The sequence below is a fragment of the Streptomyces sp. NPDC001728 genome (assembly GCF_040297565.1).
Lineage (GTDB): Bacteria > Actinomycetota > Actinomycetes > Streptomycetales > Streptomycetaceae > Streptomyces.
The window spans coordinates 137241-156951 of record NZ_JBEOZK010000001.1 but is presented as its reverse complement, the minus strand read 5'-3'; the positions used below and the strand labels follow the sequence as shown (position 1 = coordinate 156951).

Genomic DNA, 19711 nt, shown 5'->3' with positions numbered 1-19711 from the left:
ACCCCAGGAGGAGTACCGCACGTGGACGCCGAACTGACCAACCGGAGCCGGGACGCGATCAACGCGGCGAGCAGCCGCGCCGTGTCCGAGGGGCACGCCGACCTGACCCCCGCCCATCTTCTGCTGGCACTCCTGACGGGTCAGGAAAACGAGAACATCACCGACCTGATCGCCGCCGTCGAGGCCGATCAGGCGGTCGTGCGCGCCGGCGCGGAGCGGCTGCTCGCCGCCCTGCCGAGCGTCACGGGGTCCACGGTCGCGCCGCCGCAGCCGAGCCGCGACTTCCTCGCGGTCATCGCCGAGGCCGACAAGCAGGCCAAGGAGCTGGGTGACGACTTCCTGTCCACCGAGCACCTGCTGATCGCGATCGCCGCCAAGGGCGGTCCGGCCGGTGAGATCCTCGACCGGCAGGGCGCGAGCGCTTCCAAGCTGCTCGACGCGTTCGAGAAGAGCAGGGGAGGACGCCGGGTGACCACACCCGACCCGGAGGGGCAGTACAAGGCGCTGGAGAAGTTCGGAACGGACTTCACGGCCGCCGCGCGCGAGGGCAAGCTCGACCCGGTCATCGGCCGGGACCACGAGATCCGCCGCGTCGTGCAGGTGCTGTCCCGCCGCACCAAGAACAACCCGGTCCTCATCGGTGAGCCCGGCGTCGGCAAGACCGCCGTCGTCGAGGGCCTCGCCCAGCGGATCGTGAAGGGCGACGTGCCCGAGTCGCTCAGGAACAAGCGGCTGGTCTCGCTCGACCTGGGCGCGATGGTCGCGGGAGCCAAGTACCGCGGCGAGTTCGAGGAGCGGCTGAAGACCGTCCTCTCCGAGATCAAGGCCAGCGACGGCCAGATCATCACCTTCATCGACGAGCTGCACACGGTCGTCGGCGCGGGCGCCGGAGGAGACTCCGCCATGGACGCGGGCAACATGCTCAAGCCCATGCTGGCCCGCGGCGAGCTGAGGATGGTCGGCGCGACCACCCTCGACGAGTACCGCGAGCGGATCGAGAAGGACCCCGCCCTGGAGCGCCGCTTCCAGCAGGTCCTGGTCGCCGAGCCGACCGTCGAGGACACCATCGCCATCCTCCGCGGCCTCAAGGGCCGCTACGAGGCCCACCACAAGGTGCAGATCAACGACTCCGCGCTGGTGGCCGCCGCGACCCTCTCCGACCGGTACATCACCTCCCGCTTCCTCCCCGACAAGGCCATCGACCTCGTCGACGAGGCCGCCTCCCGGCTCCGGATGGAGATCGACTCGTCCCCGGTCGAGATCGACGAGCTCCAGCGCTCGGTGGACCGGCTCCGCATGGAGGAGCTGGCCCTGAAGAACGAGACGGACGCGGGGAGCAGGCAGCGCCTGGAGAAGCTGCGGCGCGACCTCGCGGACCGCGAGGAGGAGCTGCGCGGCCTGACCGCCCGCTGGGAGAAGGAGAAGCAGTCCCTCAACCGGGTCGGTGAGCTCAAGGAGCGCCTCGACGAGGCCCGGGGCCGCGCCGAGCGTGCCCAGCGCGACGGCGACTTCGACACCGCGTCCAAGCTGCTCTACGGCGAGATCCCGGCGCTGGAGCGGGAGCTGGAGGAGGCGAGCGAGGCCGAGGCCCAGCAGGAGAGCTCCAAGGACACGATGGTCAAGGAGGAGGTCGGCCCCGACGACATCGCGGACGTGGTCGGCGCCTGGACCGGCATCCCCGCCGGCCGCCTCCTGGAGGGCGAGACGCAGAAGCTGCTCCGGATGGAGGACGAGCTCGGCAGGCGGCTGATCGGCCAGTCCGAGGCCGTCCAGGCGGTCTCCGACGCCGTGCGCCGCACCCGCGCGGGCATCGCCGACCCCGACCGGCCCACCGGCTCCTTCCTCTTCCTCGGCCCGACCGGCGTCGGCAAGACGGAGCTGGCGAAGGCGCTCGCGGACTTCCTCTTCGACGACGAGCGGGCCATGGTCCGCATCGACATGTCGGAGTACGGCGAGAAGCACAGCGTCGCCCGGCTGGTCGGCGCGCCCCCCGGCTACGTCGGGTACGAGGAGGGCGGCCAGCTCACGGAGGCGGTCCGCCGCCGCCCGTACAGCGTGGTCCTGCTCGACGAGGTGGAGAAGGCGCACCCGGAGGTCTTCGACGTCCTGCTCCAGGTCCTGGACGACGGCCGGCTCACCGACGGGCAGGGCCGGACGGTGGACTTCCGCAACACCATCCTGATCCTGACCTCGAACCTGGGCAGCCAATTCTTGAGTGGACACAGCCTCGTCGATCCCCCGACCCCCGAGGACGTCAAGAAGCAGCAGGTCCTGGACGTGGTCCGGGCCAGCTTCAAGCCGGAGTTCCTCAACCGGCTCGACGACCTGGTGGTCTTCTCCGCCCTCGACCGGGCCGAGCTGGGCCGGATCGCACGGCTCCAGATCGACCGGCTCGCGAAGCGGCTCGCCGAGCGGCGGCTCACCCTGGACGTCACCCCGGAGGCCCTGGAGTGGCTGGCCGAGGAGGGCAACGACCCGGCGTACGGCGCCCGGCCGCTGCGCCGTCTGATCCAGACGGCGATCGGGGACCGGCTCGCCAAGGAGATCCTGGCGGGCGAGGTCGCCGACGGCGACACGGTCCGGGTGGACCGCTTCGAGGACGGCCTGAGCGTCGGGGCGCAGAGCGACGCCCTGTCCGGGAAGGCCTCCTGACTCAGGTGTCGAAGGCCTCCACACGTACGAGGGCGGTGCCGCCGTCCTCGTACGTGACCCGGAGGTTCACGTACAGCGTCTCGTCGAACGACACGTCCACGCAGCGGTCCGCCTCGCAGGAGTACGGCGGCTCGCCCGTCGGGTAGGTCGCGTCCAGCCACCCCCCGAGCTCGGAGCGCGGCATCCGGAACTCGGCCTCGGCCCGGGTGTCCTGCCAGTGGGCCGCCGTGCAGCGGGCGTCCTCGGCGCTCATCGGCAGGCTTCCCCGGGCGAAGGCCATCAGCTGGGCGCAGTCGACCGGCTTCGACTCGCCGATCTCGTCCCAGGCCATCGCGCCCCAGACCAGCAGGGCCAGCGGCGCGCCGCAGACGAGCGCCACCGACGCCGACACCCAGACCCAGGTCCGCGGCCGTGGGCGCACCGGTTTCGCCTTCTTCCCCGATTTCTCCCCCATGGGCACCAGATCTTGTCAGCTCGCAGCGGATCGCGGGAGGTGGGACTTGCCACGTACCGCCCGGGATGGGGGAGGATGGCGAGCATCCGTACGAAGGGAAATTCACGGTGAGCATCGACCCGTCCTCGATTCCGAATTTCGGGGGCCAGCCCCAGCCTCAGGCCGCAGGACCGGCGGGCCCCGTCGTCCCCGACCAGGACCTCGTCAAGCAGCTCCTCGAGCAGATGGAGCTGAAGTACGTCGTCGACGACGAGGGTGACCTCGCGGCGCCGTGGGAGGAGTTCCGCACGTACTTCATGTTCCGCGGCGAGGACGAGCAGCAGGTCTTCTCGGTGCGGACGTTCTACGACCGCCCGCACGACGCCGACGACCGCGCCAGGATCCTCGACGCGATCGACGACTGGAACCGCCGCACCCTGTGGCCGAAGGTCTACACGCACCTGCACGAGGAGGAGGACGGCTCCGCCACCCTCCGCCTCATCGGTGAGGCGCAGATGCTGATCGGCACCGGCGTCGCCCTGGAGCACTTCGTGTCCTCCACGGTCAGCTGGGTCCGCGCCTCCATCGAGTTCGACAAGTGGATCGTCGAGCAGTTCGGCCTGGAGTCCCCCGAGGACAAGGGCGCGGGTGACGACGAGGAGGCCTGATCCTCCCCGTCCGGTCCCGCACCGGCCCCCGGTGCCTCAGATCGCCATGCGCGCGAGCGTCAGGGCGTAGGTCCCGTAGCAGAACGACAGCCCGGCCAGGGCCGCGATCACCACGATCGCGGCTCTCGGCCGGGCTTTCGTCAGTGCCCCGGCGAGCGGCAGGAGCAGCGGGAAGGCCGGGAGCAGGAACCGCGGCTTGGACTCGAAGAAGCCGGAGCCGCCGACGGTGATGAGCACGAGGACCGCCGTGTACGCGAGGACGGGCAGCGGCAGCCGCTCCCCGCAGACGACGAGCGCGAAGAGCAGTACCCCCGCGCCGGTGATGAGCAGCGCCATCGCGAAGCCGAACTGGGTCGGACCGCCCAGCATCTCCCGTACGAACAGCAGGGCGCCCTTCCCGAGGTCGAAGCGGGAGGTCCAGCCCGACTGCACCGCGAAGTAGCCGCCGAGCAGGTCGCCGCGGCGGGCCCCCACCCAGAGCAGATACGCGAGCCAGCCGGCCGGGGCGAGGCAGGCCGCCGCCCACACCCGGGGCCCGGTCCGGCCCCGGGTCCGCCACAGCTCGCAGGCGACGGCGGTCAGGACGGCGGCGGCGACCGCGATCCCGTTGGGGCGGGTGAGCCCGGCGAGGCTCGCGAGGGAGGCAGCCCAGAGCCAGCGGCGGGTCAGGAGCGCGTACAGCGCCCAGGCGGCGAAGGCGGTCATGACCGGCTCCGTGTACGCCATGGTCAGCACGATCGAGTGCGGCAGCAGCCCCCACAGCAGGACGAGCACGACGGCGGTGGCCCGCCCCCGCAGCCGCTCCCCGACCGCGTACACGCCCCAGGCGGCGGCCCCGGCGGCGAGCCAGGACAGCAGCAGCCCGGCGGTGCCCCCGGCGACCGGCAGCACGGTGGTGACGGCCCGTACGAGCGCCGGGTAGAGCGGGAAGAAGGCCAGGTCGGAAAGGATCATGTCGTGGGCGCCGTGCAGGGTCCGCCCGTAGCCGTGGGCCGCGATCCCGGCGTACCAGCCGGAGTCCCACGAGGTGGCGAGGAGCTCCCGGGGCGAGCGGCCGGTGTGCCGGGCCCAGAGGGCGAGGACCAGCAGGCCGGTGAGCCGGGCGGCGGCGAAGAGCCCGAGGGCGGGCGCCGCCCGGCGGAGCGCGGCGCGCCACCGGGGGGCGCGGCGCCGGGCCGTACGGTCCGGGGTGCCCCGGACCGTGGTCGTCGTCGGCCGGTCGAGGGTCTCGGCGGACAGGGTGCACCTCCGGGCCTGCGGGAAACCGGTCACTGCCGATAAATCGGTCTACCCGACCATCGGCCCGGCACCCGGGGGGCGCGCGCGGGCACACCCCCGCCCGGGGGAACGTCCGCCGGGTCCCGTGATCCGCGCCGGCGCGTCAGCCCAGCCGCTTGAGCCGGGAGACGGCCTTCTCCAGGACCTCGGTCTTCTTGCAGAAGGCGAAGCGGACGAAGGGGGCGCCGGCCTCGCGGTGGTCGTAGAAGACGGCATTCGGGATGGCGACGACCCCGGCGCGCTCGGGCAGCGAGCGGCAGAAGGCGAAGCCGTCCCCGTCGCCGAGCGGCCGGATGTCGGTGGTGACGAAGTAGGTCCCCGCCGGCCGGTAGACCGCGAAGCCCGCCTGCGCGAGCCCGTCGGCGAGCAGGTCCCGCTTGGCGGCCAGATCGGCGCGGAGGCTGTCGAAGTAGGTGTCCGGGAGGCGGAGCGCCTCGGCGATCGCGTACTGGAAGGGGCCCGAGGACACATAGGTGAGGAACTGCTTGGCCGAGCGGACGGCGGAGGTCAGCTCAGGGCTCGCGGTGATCCAGCCGACCTTCCACCCCGTGAACGAGAAGGTCTTGCCGCTCGAACCGATGGTGACGGTGCGCTCCCGCATGCCGGGCAGACTCGCGAGGGGCACGTGTGCGGCGCCTTCGAAGACCAGGTGCTCGTACACCTCGTCCGTGACGACGAGCAGGTCCCGCTCGATCGCCAGGTCGGCGACGGCGGTGAGTTCGGCCCGGGTGAGGACGGTTCCGGTGGGGTTGTGCGGGGTGTTGAGGAGGATCAGCCGGGTCCGGTCGGTGACGGCGGCCCGCAGTTCGTCCAGGTCGAGGACGAAGCGGGGGTCGCCGGTCCCGTCGTCCTGCTGGGGGCGGAGGGTGACGGGGACCCTGGTGCCGCCGGCCATCGCGATGCAGGCGGCGTACGAGTCGTAGTACGGCTCCAGGGCGATCACCTCGTCGCCCGGCTCGACCAGGGCGAGCAGCGCGGCGGCGATGGCCTCGGTGGCGCCCGCCGTGACCAGCACCTCGGTGTCCGGGTCGTAGGAGAGGCCGTACCGTTCGCGCTGGTGGTCGGCGACGGCCGAGCGCAGTTCGGGGACGCCGGGGCCGGGCGGGTACTGGTTGCCGTGGCCGTCCCGCAGGGCGCGGACCGCGGCCTCCCGGATCTCCTCGGGGCCGTCGGTGTCGGGGAAACCCTGACCGAGGTTGATCGCCCCGGTCCTGGCGGCGAGCGCGGACATCTCGGCGAAGATCGTCGTCCCGAACTCGGCGAGGCGGCGGTTGAGCAGCGGTCGTGTCATGACGGCCATCCTGGGGCCGGACTCGTCCCGCGGCCAAGCTCTGGACTTGCTCAAGTCGGCTTTGGCGGGACGGTGCACCGGGCATCCCCCTCGCACAGAAGAACGGGGGAGTACCGATGGACATCTTCATCATCTTCATGGGGGGCCTGATCCTCGTCGGGCTCGCGGCCACCGTCAGGGACCGGCTCGGTTCCCGGCGCCGGCGGCCGAAGCGTCGGGGCGGCCGGTCGGGCGGCGGCGGCAGCACCTGGGCCGACGGTGGCGGCGGGGGCGGCTGCGGCGGCGGCAGCTCGTGCGGATCCGGAAGTTCGTGCGGTTCCGGGTGCGGCGGGGGCTGTGGGGGCGGCAGTTGAGCGGGGGGCCGGTGCGCGCCTACGAGGCGTGCGGCACGTGACGCGGGCAATCGGTGCGCACAGTCCGATCGATTCCGATTGAACAATTGAACTGTGGGGTCCCCGAAGGGGTTGGAAAACACAGCAAGTTGGGTAAAAACGCTGCGAGTCGCCCGCCGTCCGTGGTTCTCTCGCTCCTGACAGAGACAGCCCTCGGACCGTGTGTGGACCCGAGCCGGCGATTCCCACTCCCGTTGAATCCTTCTCCGGGGCGCCCCCGGCCCACCCGTCAAACCGTGTTTGCGGAGCCGACCCATGCTCACCACTTTGAAGACCTCATACACCGACACGCGCGCGGCCGATCTGGCCTGGGCGCTCGGGCGTGAACCGCTGCCCGCGCTCGCCGTGCTCGACCTCGAACTCGCCGGCGCGAAAATCCAGTTGAGGCTGCTCGGCGCCTCGCACCAGGTCCTCCTGGAAGAGGAGGGCCGCAGCTGCTCGGAGACCGTCGCCTGCATGCCCGGGAGCAGCACCCCGCTGCCGCTCGGCGTCTCCAAGCGCGTCGGCGGCTGGGAGTACGAATTCGCCGCACGCGTCGAGACGCTCTCGCACGGCTCCTTCGCGGGCCGGGCACAGGAGTTGCTCGCGCTGGTCGCCGACCATCCCCACGGACTCGCGGGGACCTTCCCCGGCTCGCCGCACGCCTTCACGGCGATGCTGGCGCAGCGCCACGAGGGCCAGGTGCGCTGGCGCACCTGGCACGCCTACCCGCAGGAAGGGCAGTTGGTGGTGACCAGGACCCGGATCGGCGTACGTATGCCTGCCACGCTCTGATGTGCCCCCCAGGAGTCACAAATACACTCGTGTGGGTGACAAGGGGTATCCTGATCGTGACGTAGCGTTACGTTCATGATCGAGACGACCGTGACCATGCCACCCAAGAGGGTGCGGCGGGCGCCCGTGCGGCGGCCCGAGCCGCCGCGCGGGACGGTGCGGTTCCCGGTGCTCGCGGTGGTCTTCGTCTGCGCCGCCTGCGGGCTGGTCTACGAACTCGAACTGGTGGCGCTCGCCTCCTACTTGATCGGCGACTCGGTCACGCAGGCCTCCGTCGTGCTCTCCGTGATGGTCTTCGCCATGGGGGTGGGCTCGCTCCTCGCCAAGCGGTTGCGCTGCCGCGCCGCCGTCGGCTTCGGCCTGGTCGAGGCGGGGCTCGCGCTGGTCGGCGGCTGCTCGGCGATGGTGCTGTACGCGGCCTTCGCCTGGCTCGGCGAATCGCGGTACGTGCTCGTGGCGTTCTCGCTGGCCATCGGGGTGCTCATCGGCGCCGAGATCCCGCTGCTCATGTCGCTCATACAGCGCCCCGGGCGCCCGGCGGAGGGCACGGACCGGGCCGGGCGGGCCGGGCGGAAGCCCGCGGTCGGGGAGCAGGACGACGCCGCGGGGACGGTCGCCGACCTCTTCGCCGCCGACTACGTCGGCGCGCTGGTCGGCGGCCTCGCCTTCCCCTTCCTGCTGCTGCCCTGGCTCGGTCAGCTGACCGGCGCCCTGGTCACCGGCGCGGTCAACGTGGTGGCGGGCGGCGGCCTCGTCCTCTGGGTGTTCCGCCACGACCTGACCACCCGGTCCCGCGCCCTGCTCGTCGCCGTGAACGTGTCGGTGCTCGCCGTCCTCGCCACCGCGACCGTGCTCGTCGACGACTTCGAGCAGGCGGCCCGCCGCGCCGTGTACGGGGAGTCGGTGCGGGTCGCCGTCCACACCGAGCTCCAGGAGGTGGTGGTGACGGGCGGGGCCGGGAGGCCGCCCGACCTGTTCCTCGACGGCCGCCTCCGGGTCGCCGGCCAGGACGAGTACCGCTACCACGAGGCACTCGTCCACCCCGCGATGAACGGCCCGCACGCGCGCGTGCTCATCGTCGGCGGCGGCGACGGCATGGCCGCCCGCGAGGTGCTGCGCTACCCCGGGGCGGACTCCGTCACCGTCGTCGAACTCGACCCGGGGGTCGTCCGCCTCGCCCGTACGGACCCGGCGCTCGCCGCGCTCAACGCACAGGCGTTCCGCGACCCCCGCGTCCACGTGGTCTACGCGGACGCCTTCCGCTGGCTCCGGGGCGCCTCCGCGCGCGTGCAGGAACGGTACGACGTGGTGATCTCCGATCTGCCCGACCCCGGCATCACCCCCAGCACCAAGCTGTACTCGGAGGAGTTCTACGGCCTGGTGGCGCAGATGATCAGCCCGTCCGGGCGCTTCGCCGTGCACGCCGGGTCCGTCACCGACCGGCCCCGCACCTACTGGACCGTGGACGCCACCCTCCGCGCGGCCGGCTTCGCGACCCGGCCGTACAGCGCGGGCGGCCGGACCCCCGGCTTCGCCGCCGGACCCGACCGCGCCGACCGCGCCGGAGGTACGGGCGAGGGGCCCGGCGACTGGGGCTTCCTCCTGGCCGTACGGGCGGCGGGGCCCGGCGCGCCACCACCCCCGCTCGCGCTCGCCGCCGACGCGCCCCCGCTGCGCTCGCTCGGCGCGGGCTCCCTGGAGGCGGCGGCGCGCCGGGCCGAACGGGCCCGGGACGCCGAACTGCCGCCCTCGACGCTGGTGCACCCCCGGTACGGAGGGTGAGGGCGGTGGCGGCGGGGCAAACAGGCGACGGCGCGCCCCGGCCTGAGTAGGCTCGGCTTCCATGGAGCATGAGGTGTTCGTTCCGGTCCCGGCCGAGGTCCTGCGCGCGACGCTCACGGACCCGGGTCGGGTGGTGCGCTGCGTACCCGGCCTCCAGCGGGACGCCGACGCGGAGGCGGGCCCCCTCACGGGCCGGCTCAAGGTCCGGGTCGGCGGCAACACGATCACCTACCGGGGCGCCCTGAAGGTCGTCGAGCGCGACGGCGCCATCACCTACGAGGGCCACGGCACCGAGGCCCGGGGCAAGGGCTCGGCCGAGCTGTCGCTCACCGTCGTCCTCACTCCGGTGGCCGAGGGCACGAGCCTGAGCTTCACCGGCGCCCTCACGGCGGACGGCCGGCTCGCCGAGGCGACGGAGGAGGCGCGGTCCACGACGGGCGCCCGGCTGCTCGACAAGTTCGTGGCGGCGGTGGCCGCGCTCGCGGGAGAGCCGGCCGCGGAGGAGTCGTCGGGGACGGTCGAGGCCGATGCCGACGCAGGTGCCGACACCGACACCGACACCGATGCCGACACCGACACCGGTACCGAAGGCGCTGACGCCGACACCGATGACGACGGGGTCGACGACGGCGTCGAGGAGCCCCGCCCCGGTGTCGCCTTCGACACGCAGGTCCCGCCGCCCTCCTTCGGCCCCCTCCCGGTCGAGGGCTTCGGCGACACCCCCATCGACTTCCCCTCCCCGCAGCCCGCCGCCGAGGCCGCCCACGCCCGTCGGACCATGATCGGGCGGAGCGCCGAGGAGGTCGACCACGCCCCGCCGCGCGGCCGGTACGCCCCCGTGCCCGCTCCCGAGGCGAGCAGCGCCGGGGCCGCCCTGCGCTGGATCGCACCGGCCGCGGCCCTCGCGATCGCCTCCGCCGTCGTCGTCGGCCGGGCCCTCCGCCGACGTCGCTGACACCCCGCCCTCGTCCGCGCCCCCGCCCGAGTTCGCCACGACCGGCGCCGGAAGGGGCGTCCGCGTCCGGTGCCGCGCACGATTAGGGTCGGGGGGTGAGCATGCAGACGCGACTGACGGCGGGCGACGCCGAGTTGACCATCAGCCCCGAGCGCGGCGGCCGTATCGAGAGCCTGCGCATCGGCGGCACCGAGGTGCTGCGCCAGGGCGAGCGGTTCGGAAGCTTCCCGATGGTGCCCTGGTGCGGGCGGACCGGGAACGGCCGCTTCCGAGACGGGGCGGCCACCCATCAGCTGCCGGTCAACGCGCCCCCGCACGCCATCCACGGCACCGTCCGGGACCTGGCCTGGAAGACCGCCAGGAGCTCCGAGGCCGAGGCGGTTCTCACCTGTGAGCTGGGCGACCCCTGGCCGTACAAGGGCAGGGTCACCCAGATCTTCGAGCTGGCCGAGGACTCCCTCACCCTCCGGTTCGGCGTCGAGACCTACGACGACTCCTTCCCGGCCCAGGCCGGCTGGCACCCCTGGTTCCTGCGGAACCTGGGCCGGGGCGGCCAGGACGTGCGGCTGGACTTCACCGCCGCCTGGCAGGAGGAGCGCGGTGAGGACCACCTCCCCACCGGGCACCGGATCGACCCCCTGCCCGGCCCCTGGGACGACTGCTTCGGCATGCCCGACGGCGTCGACGTCACCCTCACCTGGCCGGAGGAGCTGGAGCTGAAGGTCGCGAGCCGCGCCCCCTGGGTCGTGATCTACGACGAGCCCGAGGACGCCGTCTGCGTCGAGCCGCAGTCCGGCCCCCCGAACGGCCTCAACACCCACCCGCGCCTGGTCACCCCGATCGACCCCCTGGAGGTCGAGAGCACCTGGCGCTGGCGCCGCCTCTGAGTACGGCCCTCTAAAGACCGACCGGCACATGGGGGGCGGCGTCGCGGGGCTGGGCACGCACATCTGCCGCGTTGTCGTCAATCACCATGGCTCCGCCATGCCTCAATTTTCCACCTTGCAGCTGCACGCACCCAGCCCCGCTCCTTCTTCCACCCCCCATTTGCCGGTCGGTCTAAGCTCGGGGCATGACTGACGTACGCGCTGAGCTGCTCCAGCAGATCAAGGACAAGGCCGTGGTGCACGGCAAGGTGACCCTCTCCTCGGGTCTGGAAGCCGATTACTACATCGACCTGCGCCGGATCACGCTGGACGGCGAGGCCGCCCCGATGGTGGGGCAGGTCATGCTCGACCTGACGGCGGACCTGGACTTCGACTGCGTCGGCGGTCTGACCCTGGGCGCCGACCCGGTCGCGACCTCGATGCTGCACGCCTCCGCCGCGCGCGGGCAGCGCCTCGACGCCTTCGTCGTCCGGAAGGCGCAGAAGGCGCACGGCATGCAGCGCCGGATCGAGGGCACGGACGTCAAGGGCCGTCGCTGCCTGGTCGTCGAGGACACCTCGACCACCGGTGGCTCGCCGCTGACCGCCGTCGAGGCCGTCCGTGAGGCCGGCGGCGAGGTCGTCGCCGTGGCCACGATCGTGGACCGGGGCGCCGCCGAGGCCATCGCCGGGGCGGGCCTGGCGTACCTCACCGGCTACCAGCTGGCCGATCTCGACCTGGCGTAACCGCCGCGAAGTCGTGACGTAGGTCCCGGACCCCCGCCAGAACGGTCCTGACCTGCTTTTTTGCCGAAGGGCGGGGTGTTTCACGTGAAACACCCCGCCCTTCGGCGTGCCGCGCCCGTGGGAGCCCGTACAAGAGTCTGGAAAGATGGTCTCGACGATGACGTCGCCCCCAGGTCAGGGACAGCAGTAGCACACACCCCGCACATCACAAGGAGCGGACGAATGCCCATCGCAACCCCCGAGGTCTACAACGAGATGCTCGACCGGGCGAAGGCAGGCAAGTTCGCCTACCCGGCCATCAACGTGACCTCGTCCCAGACCCTGCACGCTGCTCTGCGCGGCTTCGCGGAGGCCGAGAGCGACGGCATCATCCAGATCTCGACCGGTGGAGCCGAGTTCCTGGGCGGCCAGTACAACAAGGACATGGTCACGGGCGCCGTTGCCCTGGCCGAATTCGCGCACATCGTCGCCGCGAAGTACGACATCACGGTCGCGCTGCACACCGACCACTGCCCGAAGGACAAGCTGGACGGCTATGTCCGCCCGCTGCTCGACGTCTCCGCCGAGCGCGTCGCCCGCGGTCTGAACCCGCTGTTCCAGTCGCACATGTGGGACGGCTCCGCCGAGACCCTCGCGGACAACCTGGCCATCGGCCAGGAGCTGCTCGCGAAGGCCGCCGCCGCCAAGATCATCCTTGAGGTCGAGATCACCCCGACCGGCGGCGAGGAGGACGGCGTCAGCCACGAGATCAACGACGAGCTGTACACCACCGTCGACGACGCGCTCCGCACCGCCGAGGCCCTGGGCCTGGGCGAGAAGGGCCGCTACCTGCTCGCCGCCTCCTTCGGCAACGTGCACGGCGTCTACAAGCCGGGCAACGTCGTGCTCCGCCCCGAGCTGCTCAAGGACCTCCAGGCCGGTGTCGCCGAGAAGTACGGCAAGGCGTCCCCGTTCGACTTCGTCTTCCACGGTGGCTCGGGCTCCACGGCCGAGGAGATCGCCACCGCGCTGGAGAACGGCGTCGTGAAGATGAACCTGGACACCGACACCCAGTACGCCTTCACGCGTCCGGTGGCGAACCACATGTTCAAGAACTACGACGGCGTCCTCAAGGTCGACGGCGAGGTCGGCATCAAGTCGACCTACGACCCGCGCACCTGGGGCAAGCTGGCCGAGGCCGGCATGGCCACCCGTGTGACCGAGGCGTGTGGCGCGCTCCGCTCCACCGGCACCAGGATGAAGTAAGTACCGCGGCAAGAAGCGGTGGAAGCAGTGTTCGTGTGAGCGAAGGACCCGGCGCCTCCCGAGGCGCCGGGTCCTCGTGCGTCGACGGGAGGGCCCCATGTACGACTTCGACCGGGAGATAGACCGGCACGGCACCTGGTCGGTGCAGTGGGACGGGATCGCGGACCGCTTCGGCGTGCCCGACCTGCTCCCCTTCACCATCTCCGACATGGACTTCGCCTCCCCGCCGGAGGTCCTGGCGGCCCTCCACGAGCGCGTCGGCCACGGGGTCTTCGGCTACACGGACTGGCGGCTCGGGGAGTTCCGGGAGGCGATCCGGCACTGGTACGCGAGCCGGTTCGCCACCGAGATCGACCCGGAGGCCCTGGTGTACGCGCCCTCCGTGCTCAGCCAGCTCTCCCAGCTGCTCCAGATGTGGACCGAGCCCGGTGACGGCGTCGTCGTCCACACCCCCACGTACGACGGCTTCCGCAAGGCCGTCACCGGACTCGGGCGCGAGCTGCGCGGGGTCCCGGTCGGGGACACCGAGGCCCTGGAACGCGAGCTGGCCCGGCCGGACAGCCGGATGCTGCTGCTCTGCTCCCCGCACAACCCGACCGGCCGGGTGTGGACGGAAGCGGAGCTCACCGTCTTCGCCGGGCTGGCCGAGCGCCACGGGGTGTCCGTCGTCAGCGACGAGATCCACGCGGACCTGACCACCGAGGGCCACCGGCACGTGCCGTGGGCCCGGATCGCGGAGTCCGGCCGGGGCCGCCGCTGGGCCCTGGTCACCTCCGGCACCAAGGCCTTCAACTTCCCGGCGCTCTCCGGCTCGTACGGGATCATCGGCGACCCCGACGAGCGCACGGCCTTCGTCCGGCGGATGGAGACCGGCGAGGGCCTCGCCTCGCCCGCCGTGCTCTCGCTGACCGCCCACATCGCCGCGTACCACCACGGCGCGGCCTGGCTGGACGAGCTGCGCGCCTATGTGGCGGGCACGATGACCATGGTCCGCGAGCGCCTCGCGGCCGGCCTTCCCGACCTCGTCTGGGAGCCCCCGCAGGCCGGCTACCTGGCCTGGATCGACCTGCGCCCGCTCGGCATCGAGGAGACCCGGCTCCAGGAGGAGCTGGTGTCGGTGGAGAAGGTCGCGATCATGCCGGGCGGGGTGTACGGCACGCCGGGCTTCGTCCGGCTGAACGTGGGCTGCCCCCGGCGGAAGGCGGAGCGGGGCGTCGAGGCGCTGGTGCGCACGGCGGCGCGGCTGCGGAAGGCCTGAGGGGGCGGTGGGGCCCCGTCATGGCCGGCGGCGATACCGGGAGGCGAGGTGTCGCAGGCGTGTTCTAGTCTTCGTGCACCGTGCCCCGCTCTGAGGGCCGGAGACCATGTTTCTGGGGGGTCTCTTCATCGTGCGCAAGCGCACTCTCTCTGCCGCGACGTCGTTCGCGGTTCTTGTCGGCTCCGTGGCGCTCGTCGCGGGCACGGCGGGCCAGGCGGCTGCCGACAGCAGCAAGGCCCTTCCGCTGTCGTCCGTGGGCGACATGCTGGTGGACGGCGTCCACCGCAAGATCTTCATCAGTGACCCGTACCTCGGCAAGGTCGTCGCGACCGACTACACGGGCACGGTGCTGAGCACCGTCACCGGCCTTCCCGGGGTCACCGGGCTCGCGCTCTCCCCCGACTCGGGGAGCCTGTACGCGGCGGTCCCGGGCGCCGACGTCGTCGTCGCCCTCGACCCGCAGTCCGTGACCGAGCAGGCCCGGTACGCCACCGGCGAGGGCACCGATCCGCAGTACGTCGCCGCCGCGGGCGGCAGGATCTGGTTCGGCTACGGCAACGGCGACCACGGCGACATCGGGTCGGTCGACACCTCCGGTGCCGAACCCGTGGTGACCCTGGCCCAGGACACCGAGCTGAACTACTCGGGCGCCCCGCGGCTCGTCTCCTCGCCGACGGACCCGAACGCCTTCGCGGCGATGTCCTCGTACTACCACCGCTTCCTGCTCGGCGCGTACGACGTGTCCACGGGCACCGCGACCCGTACCGCGCGCACGTCCCCCGACGTCGGCTCGGTGGGCATGGCCAACGACCTCGCCTACACCCCGGACGGCGGCAAGCTCATCACGGCCACCGCCGGAAACCGCCACCGGGTGTGGCGGACCACCGACATGGCCGAGCTGCCGTCCTACGCCAGCGAGTACCACGGCGCCGCCGTGGCGGTCGCCGCCGACGGGACCGTGGCGGCGGGCTCCGACGCCTGGTACGACCCGGACGTGTTCGTCTACCGGCCGGGCGAGATGAAGGCCGTGCGGCAGTACGACTTCCCCAACACCGGGGGCGGCAGCGGCGGCGACAGCCTCGCCGAGAGCGCCCTCGCCTGGGAGCCGGGCGGCAGCCGTCTGTTCGCGGTGACCACGGCCGTCGGCGGCGGCAGCGTCCGCCTGCAGGTCCTGGACACGCCCACCAAGTCCCTGCCGACGGTCACCGTGAAGGTCCCGGCCACCGTGGTGGTCACCAAGGCGGTCACCGTCTCCGGCACGGTCGCGGCGACGCTGGGACTGCCCGCGGGCACGCCGCTCACCGTGACGCGGTACGACCCCGAGTTCCCGAAGGGCAAGGCGCTCGGGACGAGGGCGCTCGGGGCGAACGGCACGTTCTCGTTCACCGACACCCCGACCGCGGCCGGCAGCGCCACGTACAAGGTGGCGTACGCGGGCGACGCCACGCACCTGGGTGCGAGCGGCACGGCGGTCGTCAAGGTGACCCCGTTCACGACCGCGCTGACGCTCGATCAGAACCGTCGCACGGTCAACTACGGCACCAACGTGACGTACACGGCCACGCTCGGCTGGACGTACCGCAACCGCGTGGTGGAGATCTGGTCCGACCCGCTGGGCCCGGAGCCGAAGCGGCTCCTCAAGCGCGGCACGGTCAACTCGGCGGGCAAGCTGTCGGTGACCGTCAGGATGACCCGTGACAGCTGGGTGACCGCGGACTTCGCCGCCGACACCCGCTCCGGCAGGGCCCACACCGGGTCCACCGTGTACACGCGGGCCGGTCTGACGACCGCGCTGTCCCGGCACTACAAGTGGTCGAAGATCGGCACCATCTGGTACCAGACGTACCACCAGACCTCGGACCCGCTGGTCACCGCCTGGAACAACCCGTACCCGGGCCGCAAGACCCAGTACGACCTCCAGGTCTGGTACGACGGCGCCTGGCGCTACGGCGCCTCGGACCTGGTCCCGCTGACCAGCGGCGGCATGGCGTACATCGCGTTCGACGGGGACGGGGCCGCGGGCATCCGGGCCCGGGTCCGCACGGCGTACGTGGACGGCACCTCCGGCGACAACGTGAACACCACGGTCTACGGCGCGTGGAAGTACTTCAACTTCACCCGCTGACCCGAAGGCCACCGCAGCCCCGTCCGCCGTTCTCCTCGGATTCCGGCGGGCGGGGCTCCGTCGTTCGCGGGACCATGCAGGCATGGACATCCGGCTGAGCTCCGGGACCGGGCGCTGGATCGTTTTCACGACCGTCCTGGGCTCCGGGATGGCGCTCCTCGATTCGACCGTCGTCAACGTCGCACTGCCGCACATCGGCGAGGACCTGGGCGCCGACCTCGCCGTCCTCCAGTGGACGGTCAACGCCTACATGCTGACCCTGGCCGGACTGATCCTGCTCGGCGGGGCGCTCGGCGACCGCTTCGGGCGGCGCCGGGTCTTCGTGATCGGGGTGGTGTGGTTCGCGCTCGCCTCGCTGCTGTGCGGGCTCGCCCCGAACGCCGGGGTGCTGATCGCCGCGCGCGCCTTCCAGGGCGTGGGCGGGGCGCTGCTCACCCCCGGTTCGCTGGCGCTGATCCAGGCGAGCTTCCACGAGGACGACCGGGCCAGGGCGGTCGGCCTGTGGTCGGGATTCGGGGGTGTGGGGGCGGCGATCGGGCCGTTCGTGGGCGGCTGGCTGGTGGACGGTCCCGGCTGGCGGTGGGTGTTCCTGCTGAACGTGCCGCTCGCCGCGCTCTGCGTCCCCGTCGCCCTGCGGCACGTGCCGGAGTCGCGGGACGAGGTCGCGCACGGCCGGTTCGACGTGCTCGGCGCGGTCCTCGGCGCGGCGGCGCTCGCGCTCGTGACGTACGCGCTGATCGGTGCGGCCTGGTGGGCCGGGGTCGCCGGGGTGGCCGTCGGCGCCGGGTTCGTCCTGGTCGAGCGGCGGCGCGGCGAGGCGGCGATGGTACCGCCCTCGATCTTCGCGTCCCGGATGTTCACCGCGGTCAACCTGGTCACCCTCTGTGTGTACGCGGCCTTCGGCGGCTTCTTCTTCCTGGCCGCCCTCCAGCTCCAGGTGGTGGCTGGCTACTCGGCGCTCGGCGCCGGTACGGCCCTGCTGCCGACGACCGTCCTGATGCTGCTGCTCTCGGCGCGGTCCGGGGAGCTGGGGGAGCGGATCGGGCCCCGCATCCCGCTCACGGTGGGGCCGCTGCTGTGCGCGGCGGGCATGCTGCTGATGCTGCGGGTCGGGGAGAACGCCGCGTACGTACAGGACGTGCTGCCCGCCCTGCTGGTGCTCGGACTCGGGATGACCACGCTGGTCGCGCCGCTGACCGCGACGGTGCTCGCCTCGGTGGACGTGTCCAGGGCGGGCCTGGCGAGCGGCATCAACAACGCGGCGGCGCGGGCGGCCGGGCTGCTCGCGGTGGCCGCGCTGCCGCTGCTCGCCGGGATGGGGCCGGAGGCGTACCGCTCGGCGGAGGAGTTCGGGGCGACGTTCCGGCGGGCGATGCCGATGTGCGCGGGGATCCTGGTGGTGGGCGCGGTGATCGCCTGGACGACGATGCGGGCCCCGGTGCGGGCGGGCTGCCACCCGGAGTGCAAGGTGCACTGCGGGGTGTCGTCCCCGCCGCTGGACCCGGGGCAGCGGGACACGGCGGTCTGAGCGGGACACGGCGGCGCGAGCGGGACACGGTGGTCCGGGGGGGCGGGCAGGGCCGTGTCGGCCTTCCGCCGCCGGGTCTGAGGCAGACTGGCCCCATGGCCATCCATGAGAACCTCCTGGGGGGACCGGCCCCCACCCACCTGCCCGACGATCCCGGTCCGCGCGAGCTGCTCGCGAACGGTACGGCTCCGGCGGACGTCGCCGCGAAGTACCCGACCTCCTCGCTCGCCTGGGCCCAGCTCGCCGACGACGCGTACGAGCGCGGTGCGGTCGTCGAGTCGTACGCGTACGCCCGTACCGGCTACCACCGCGGCCTCGACGCGCTGCGCCGCAACGGCTGGAAGGGCCACGGCCCGGTGCCGTGGGAGCACGAGCCGAACCGCGGCTTCCTGCGCGCGCTGCACTCACTGGCCCGCGCGGCCGGCGAGATCGGCGAGAAGGAGGAGTACGAGCGCTGCTCGACCTTCCTGCGCGACTCCTCGGAGACCGCGGCGGAGACCCTCGGCTGAGCAGGCACGACGCGTGACGCGCGGCCGGGAGCGCTCGGCCGCGCACAGGTGACATTGTCCGGTTTTCCCCCTGTCTCGACGGACAGGGGGAAAACCGGACAGACTCTCCGGGCCGTTCGAGGGTGTTCGAGACGGCCGGTACGATCCCCGGGACCGAAGCACCGAAGACGCCGGTTCCGAGGCCTCACTTCCTCTTCCCCCACCGCCGGCCGACGCAGGGGAGAAGTCTGTCGTGGGCAAGCGTGCCTCAACCGCAGGACGGCGACGAGCACGGAGCCGGCGGCGCGGCGGAGACAGACGCGGCCCCATAGCCCGGCTCGCCCTTCCCGCGCTGGTCCTGATGACGGTCGCGCTCGGCGCGGGCGCCGCCCTCGCCCACTACAACGGCCGGGCGTCCGGCGGGAGCGCCGCCCCGGCGCCCACCACGACGGAGGCGACGACCGAGGCCCCCGCCCCGGCGCCCACGACGACCACGCCCACACCCCGGCCCACCACGGCGAAGCCGAAACCGAAGCCCACCCCGAAGAAGACGACCGTGCCGCAGTCCGGCGCCGGTACCTTCACCACCGCGCAGGCCTCCGGCGAACCGGTCGGCAAGAGCGGGGTCCTGCGCCGCTACCGGGTCCAGGTCGAGGACGGCGTCGATCTGTCGGCGCGCGAGACGGCCGCCGAGATCCAGCGCATCCTGTCCCATCCGCGCGGCTGGGCCGCGCACGGCCGGGGCCGGTTCCAGCTGGTCTCGCAGAACGCCGACTTCGTCATCCGCATCGCCACCCCGGACACCGCCGACACCCTCTGCGCCAAGCAGGGCCTCAACACCCACGGCGAGCTGAACTGCGAGACCTCCGACGGCGTCGTGGTGAACCTCAAGCGCTGGATGCTCGGCTCGCCCACCTTCGCGGGCGAGGCCGTCGAGTACCGGCATCTGATCATCAACCACGAGGTGGGGCACGAGATCGGCATCCGGCAGCACATGGGCTGCCCGGGTCCGGGCAGGCTCGCGCCCGCGATGATGCAGCAGATCAAGGGTCTGAACGGATGCCGCTCGAACGCGTTTCCGTACAGCGAAGACGGGAGCTACATCACCGGGCCGATCGTGTCATGATGCGCTTGGGACGGCGTGCGACGGAGCACGTCTCCCGAGGGGACCGGGGCTCCCGTGCCGCACGCATCGACGCGGACACGGTGGAGCAGACCGCTACCCGGTAG

The 19711-nt window shown here is 72.4% G+C and carries 16 protein-coding genes; 13 read left to right on the top strand and 3 right to left on the bottom strand.

What is annotated here, in order from left to right; all coding sequences use genetic code 11:
- Positions 1-21 precede the first annotated feature (21 nt).
- A complete protein-coding gene (gene clpB, locus ABT154_RS00685; RefSeq protein WP_351851080.1) occupies positions 22-2652 on the top strand; it encodes an ATP-dependent chaperone ClpB in 2631 nt (876 codons plus the stop codon).
- A gap of 1 nt (position 2653) precedes the next feature.
- Here the strand turns inward: clpB and ABT154_RS00680 are convergent, their stop codons facing one another.
- Positions 2654-3073, bottom strand: a complete 420-nt coding sequence (locus tag ABT154_RS00680; protein ID WP_351851079.1) for a hypothetical protein — start codon at positions 3071-3073, stop codon at positions 2654-2656.
- Positions 3074-3213: 140 nt separating this feature from the next.
- Here ABT154_RS00680 and ABT154_RS00675 point away from each other — a divergent pair, with 140 nt between their 5' ends.
- Entirely contained in the window at positions 3214-3753 is a 540-nt protein-coding gene (locus tag ABT154_RS00675; protein WP_351851076.1) for a type III secretion system chaperone family protein, read from the top strand.
- Positions 3754-3789: 36 nt separating this feature from the next.
- Here the strand turns inward: ABT154_RS00675 and ABT154_RS00670 are convergent, their stop codons facing one another.
- On the bottom strand, positions 3790-5025 hold the full coding sequence (locus ABT154_RS00670) for a putative hexosyltransferase (RefSeq protein WP_351851073.1): 1236 nt from the start codon (positions 5023-5025) through the stop codon (positions 3790-3792).
- A 109-nt stretch (positions 5026-5134) separates the two neighbouring features.
- Positions 5135-6322: a pyridoxal phosphate-dependent aminotransferase gene (locus ABT154_RS00665; RefSeq protein ID WP_502969411.1), complete on the bottom strand. Its 1188-nt coding sequence runs from the start codon at positions 6320-6322 to the stop codon at positions 5135-5137.
- A gap of 647 nt (positions 6323-6969) precedes the next feature.
- On the opposite strand from ABT154_RS00665, the gene ABT154_RS00660 reads away from it, so the two are divergent.
- From ABT154_RS00660 to ABT154_RS00610, 11 genes are all read left to right on the top strand, one after another.
- Positions 6970-7488 (top strand): DUF2617 family protein, encoded by a 519-nt coding sequence (locus ABT154_RS00660; RefSeq protein ID WP_351851067.1) that lies wholly within the window; start codon positions 6970-6972, stop codon positions 7486-7488.
- 75 nt (positions 7489-7563) lie between these two features.
- Complete coding sequence (locus tag ABT154_RS00655) at positions 7564-9270, top strand: polyamine aminopropyltransferase (RefSeq protein WP_502969410.1); 1707 nt, start codon at positions 7564-7566, stop codon at positions 9268-9270.
- Between the two features lie 61 nt (positions 9271-9331).
- The gene (locus ABT154_RS00650; RefSeq protein WP_351851065.1) at positions 9332-10225 is read left to right on the top strand and encodes an SRPBCC family protein; all 894 of its coding nucleotides are present in this window, start codon (positions 9332-9334) and stop codon (positions 10223-10225) included.
- Between the two features lie 101 nt (positions 10226-10326).
- The gene (locus ABT154_RS00645; protein ID WP_351851992.1) at positions 10327-11112 is read left to right on the top strand and encodes an aldose epimerase family protein; all 786 of its coding nucleotides are present in this window, start codon (positions 10327-10329) and stop codon (positions 11110-11112) included.
- Positions 11113-11297: 185 nt separating this feature from the next.
- Positions 11298-11837, top strand: a complete 540-nt coding sequence (gene pyrE, locus ABT154_RS00640) for an orotate phosphoribosyltransferase (RefSeq protein WP_317876491.1) — start codon at positions 11298-11300, stop codon at positions 11835-11837.
- Between the two features lie 222 nt (positions 11838-12059).
- Positions 12060-13082: a class II fructose-bisphosphate aldolase gene (fbaA, locus tag ABT154_RS00635; protein ID WP_351851062.1), complete on the top strand. Its 1023-nt coding sequence runs from the start codon at positions 12060-12062 to the stop codon at positions 13080-13082.
- Between the two features lie 97 nt (positions 13083-13179).
- On the top strand, positions 13180-14340 hold the full coding sequence (locus ABT154_RS00630) for a MalY/PatB family protein (RefSeq protein WP_351851060.1): 1161 nt from the start codon (positions 13180-13182) through the stop codon (positions 14338-14340).
- A 130-nt stretch (positions 14341-14470) separates the two neighbouring features.
- Complete coding sequence (locus ABT154_RS00625; protein WP_351851058.1) at positions 14471-16465, top strand: YncE family protein; 1995 nt, start codon at positions 14471-14473, stop codon at positions 16463-16465.
- Positions 16466-16547: 82 nt separating this feature from the next.
- The gene (locus ABT154_RS00620; RefSeq protein WP_351851056.1) at positions 16548-17993 is read left to right on the top strand and encodes an MFS transporter; all 1446 of its coding nucleotides are present in this window, start codon (positions 16548-16550) and stop codon (positions 17991-17993) included.
- Between the two features lie 95 nt (positions 17994-18088).
- The gene (locus tag ABT154_RS00615; protein WP_351851054.1) at positions 18089-18502 is read left to right on the top strand and encodes a DUF3151 domain-containing protein; all 414 of its coding nucleotides are present in this window, start codon (positions 18089-18091) and stop codon (positions 18500-18502) included.
- Between the two features lie 232 nt (positions 18503-18734).
- Positions 18735-19607 (top strand): DUF3152 domain-containing protein, encoded by an 873-nt coding sequence (locus ABT154_RS00610; RefSeq protein WP_502969409.1) that lies wholly within the window; start codon positions 18735-18737, stop codon positions 19605-19607.
- The last annotated feature ends 104 nt before the right edge of the window (positions 19608-19711 follow it).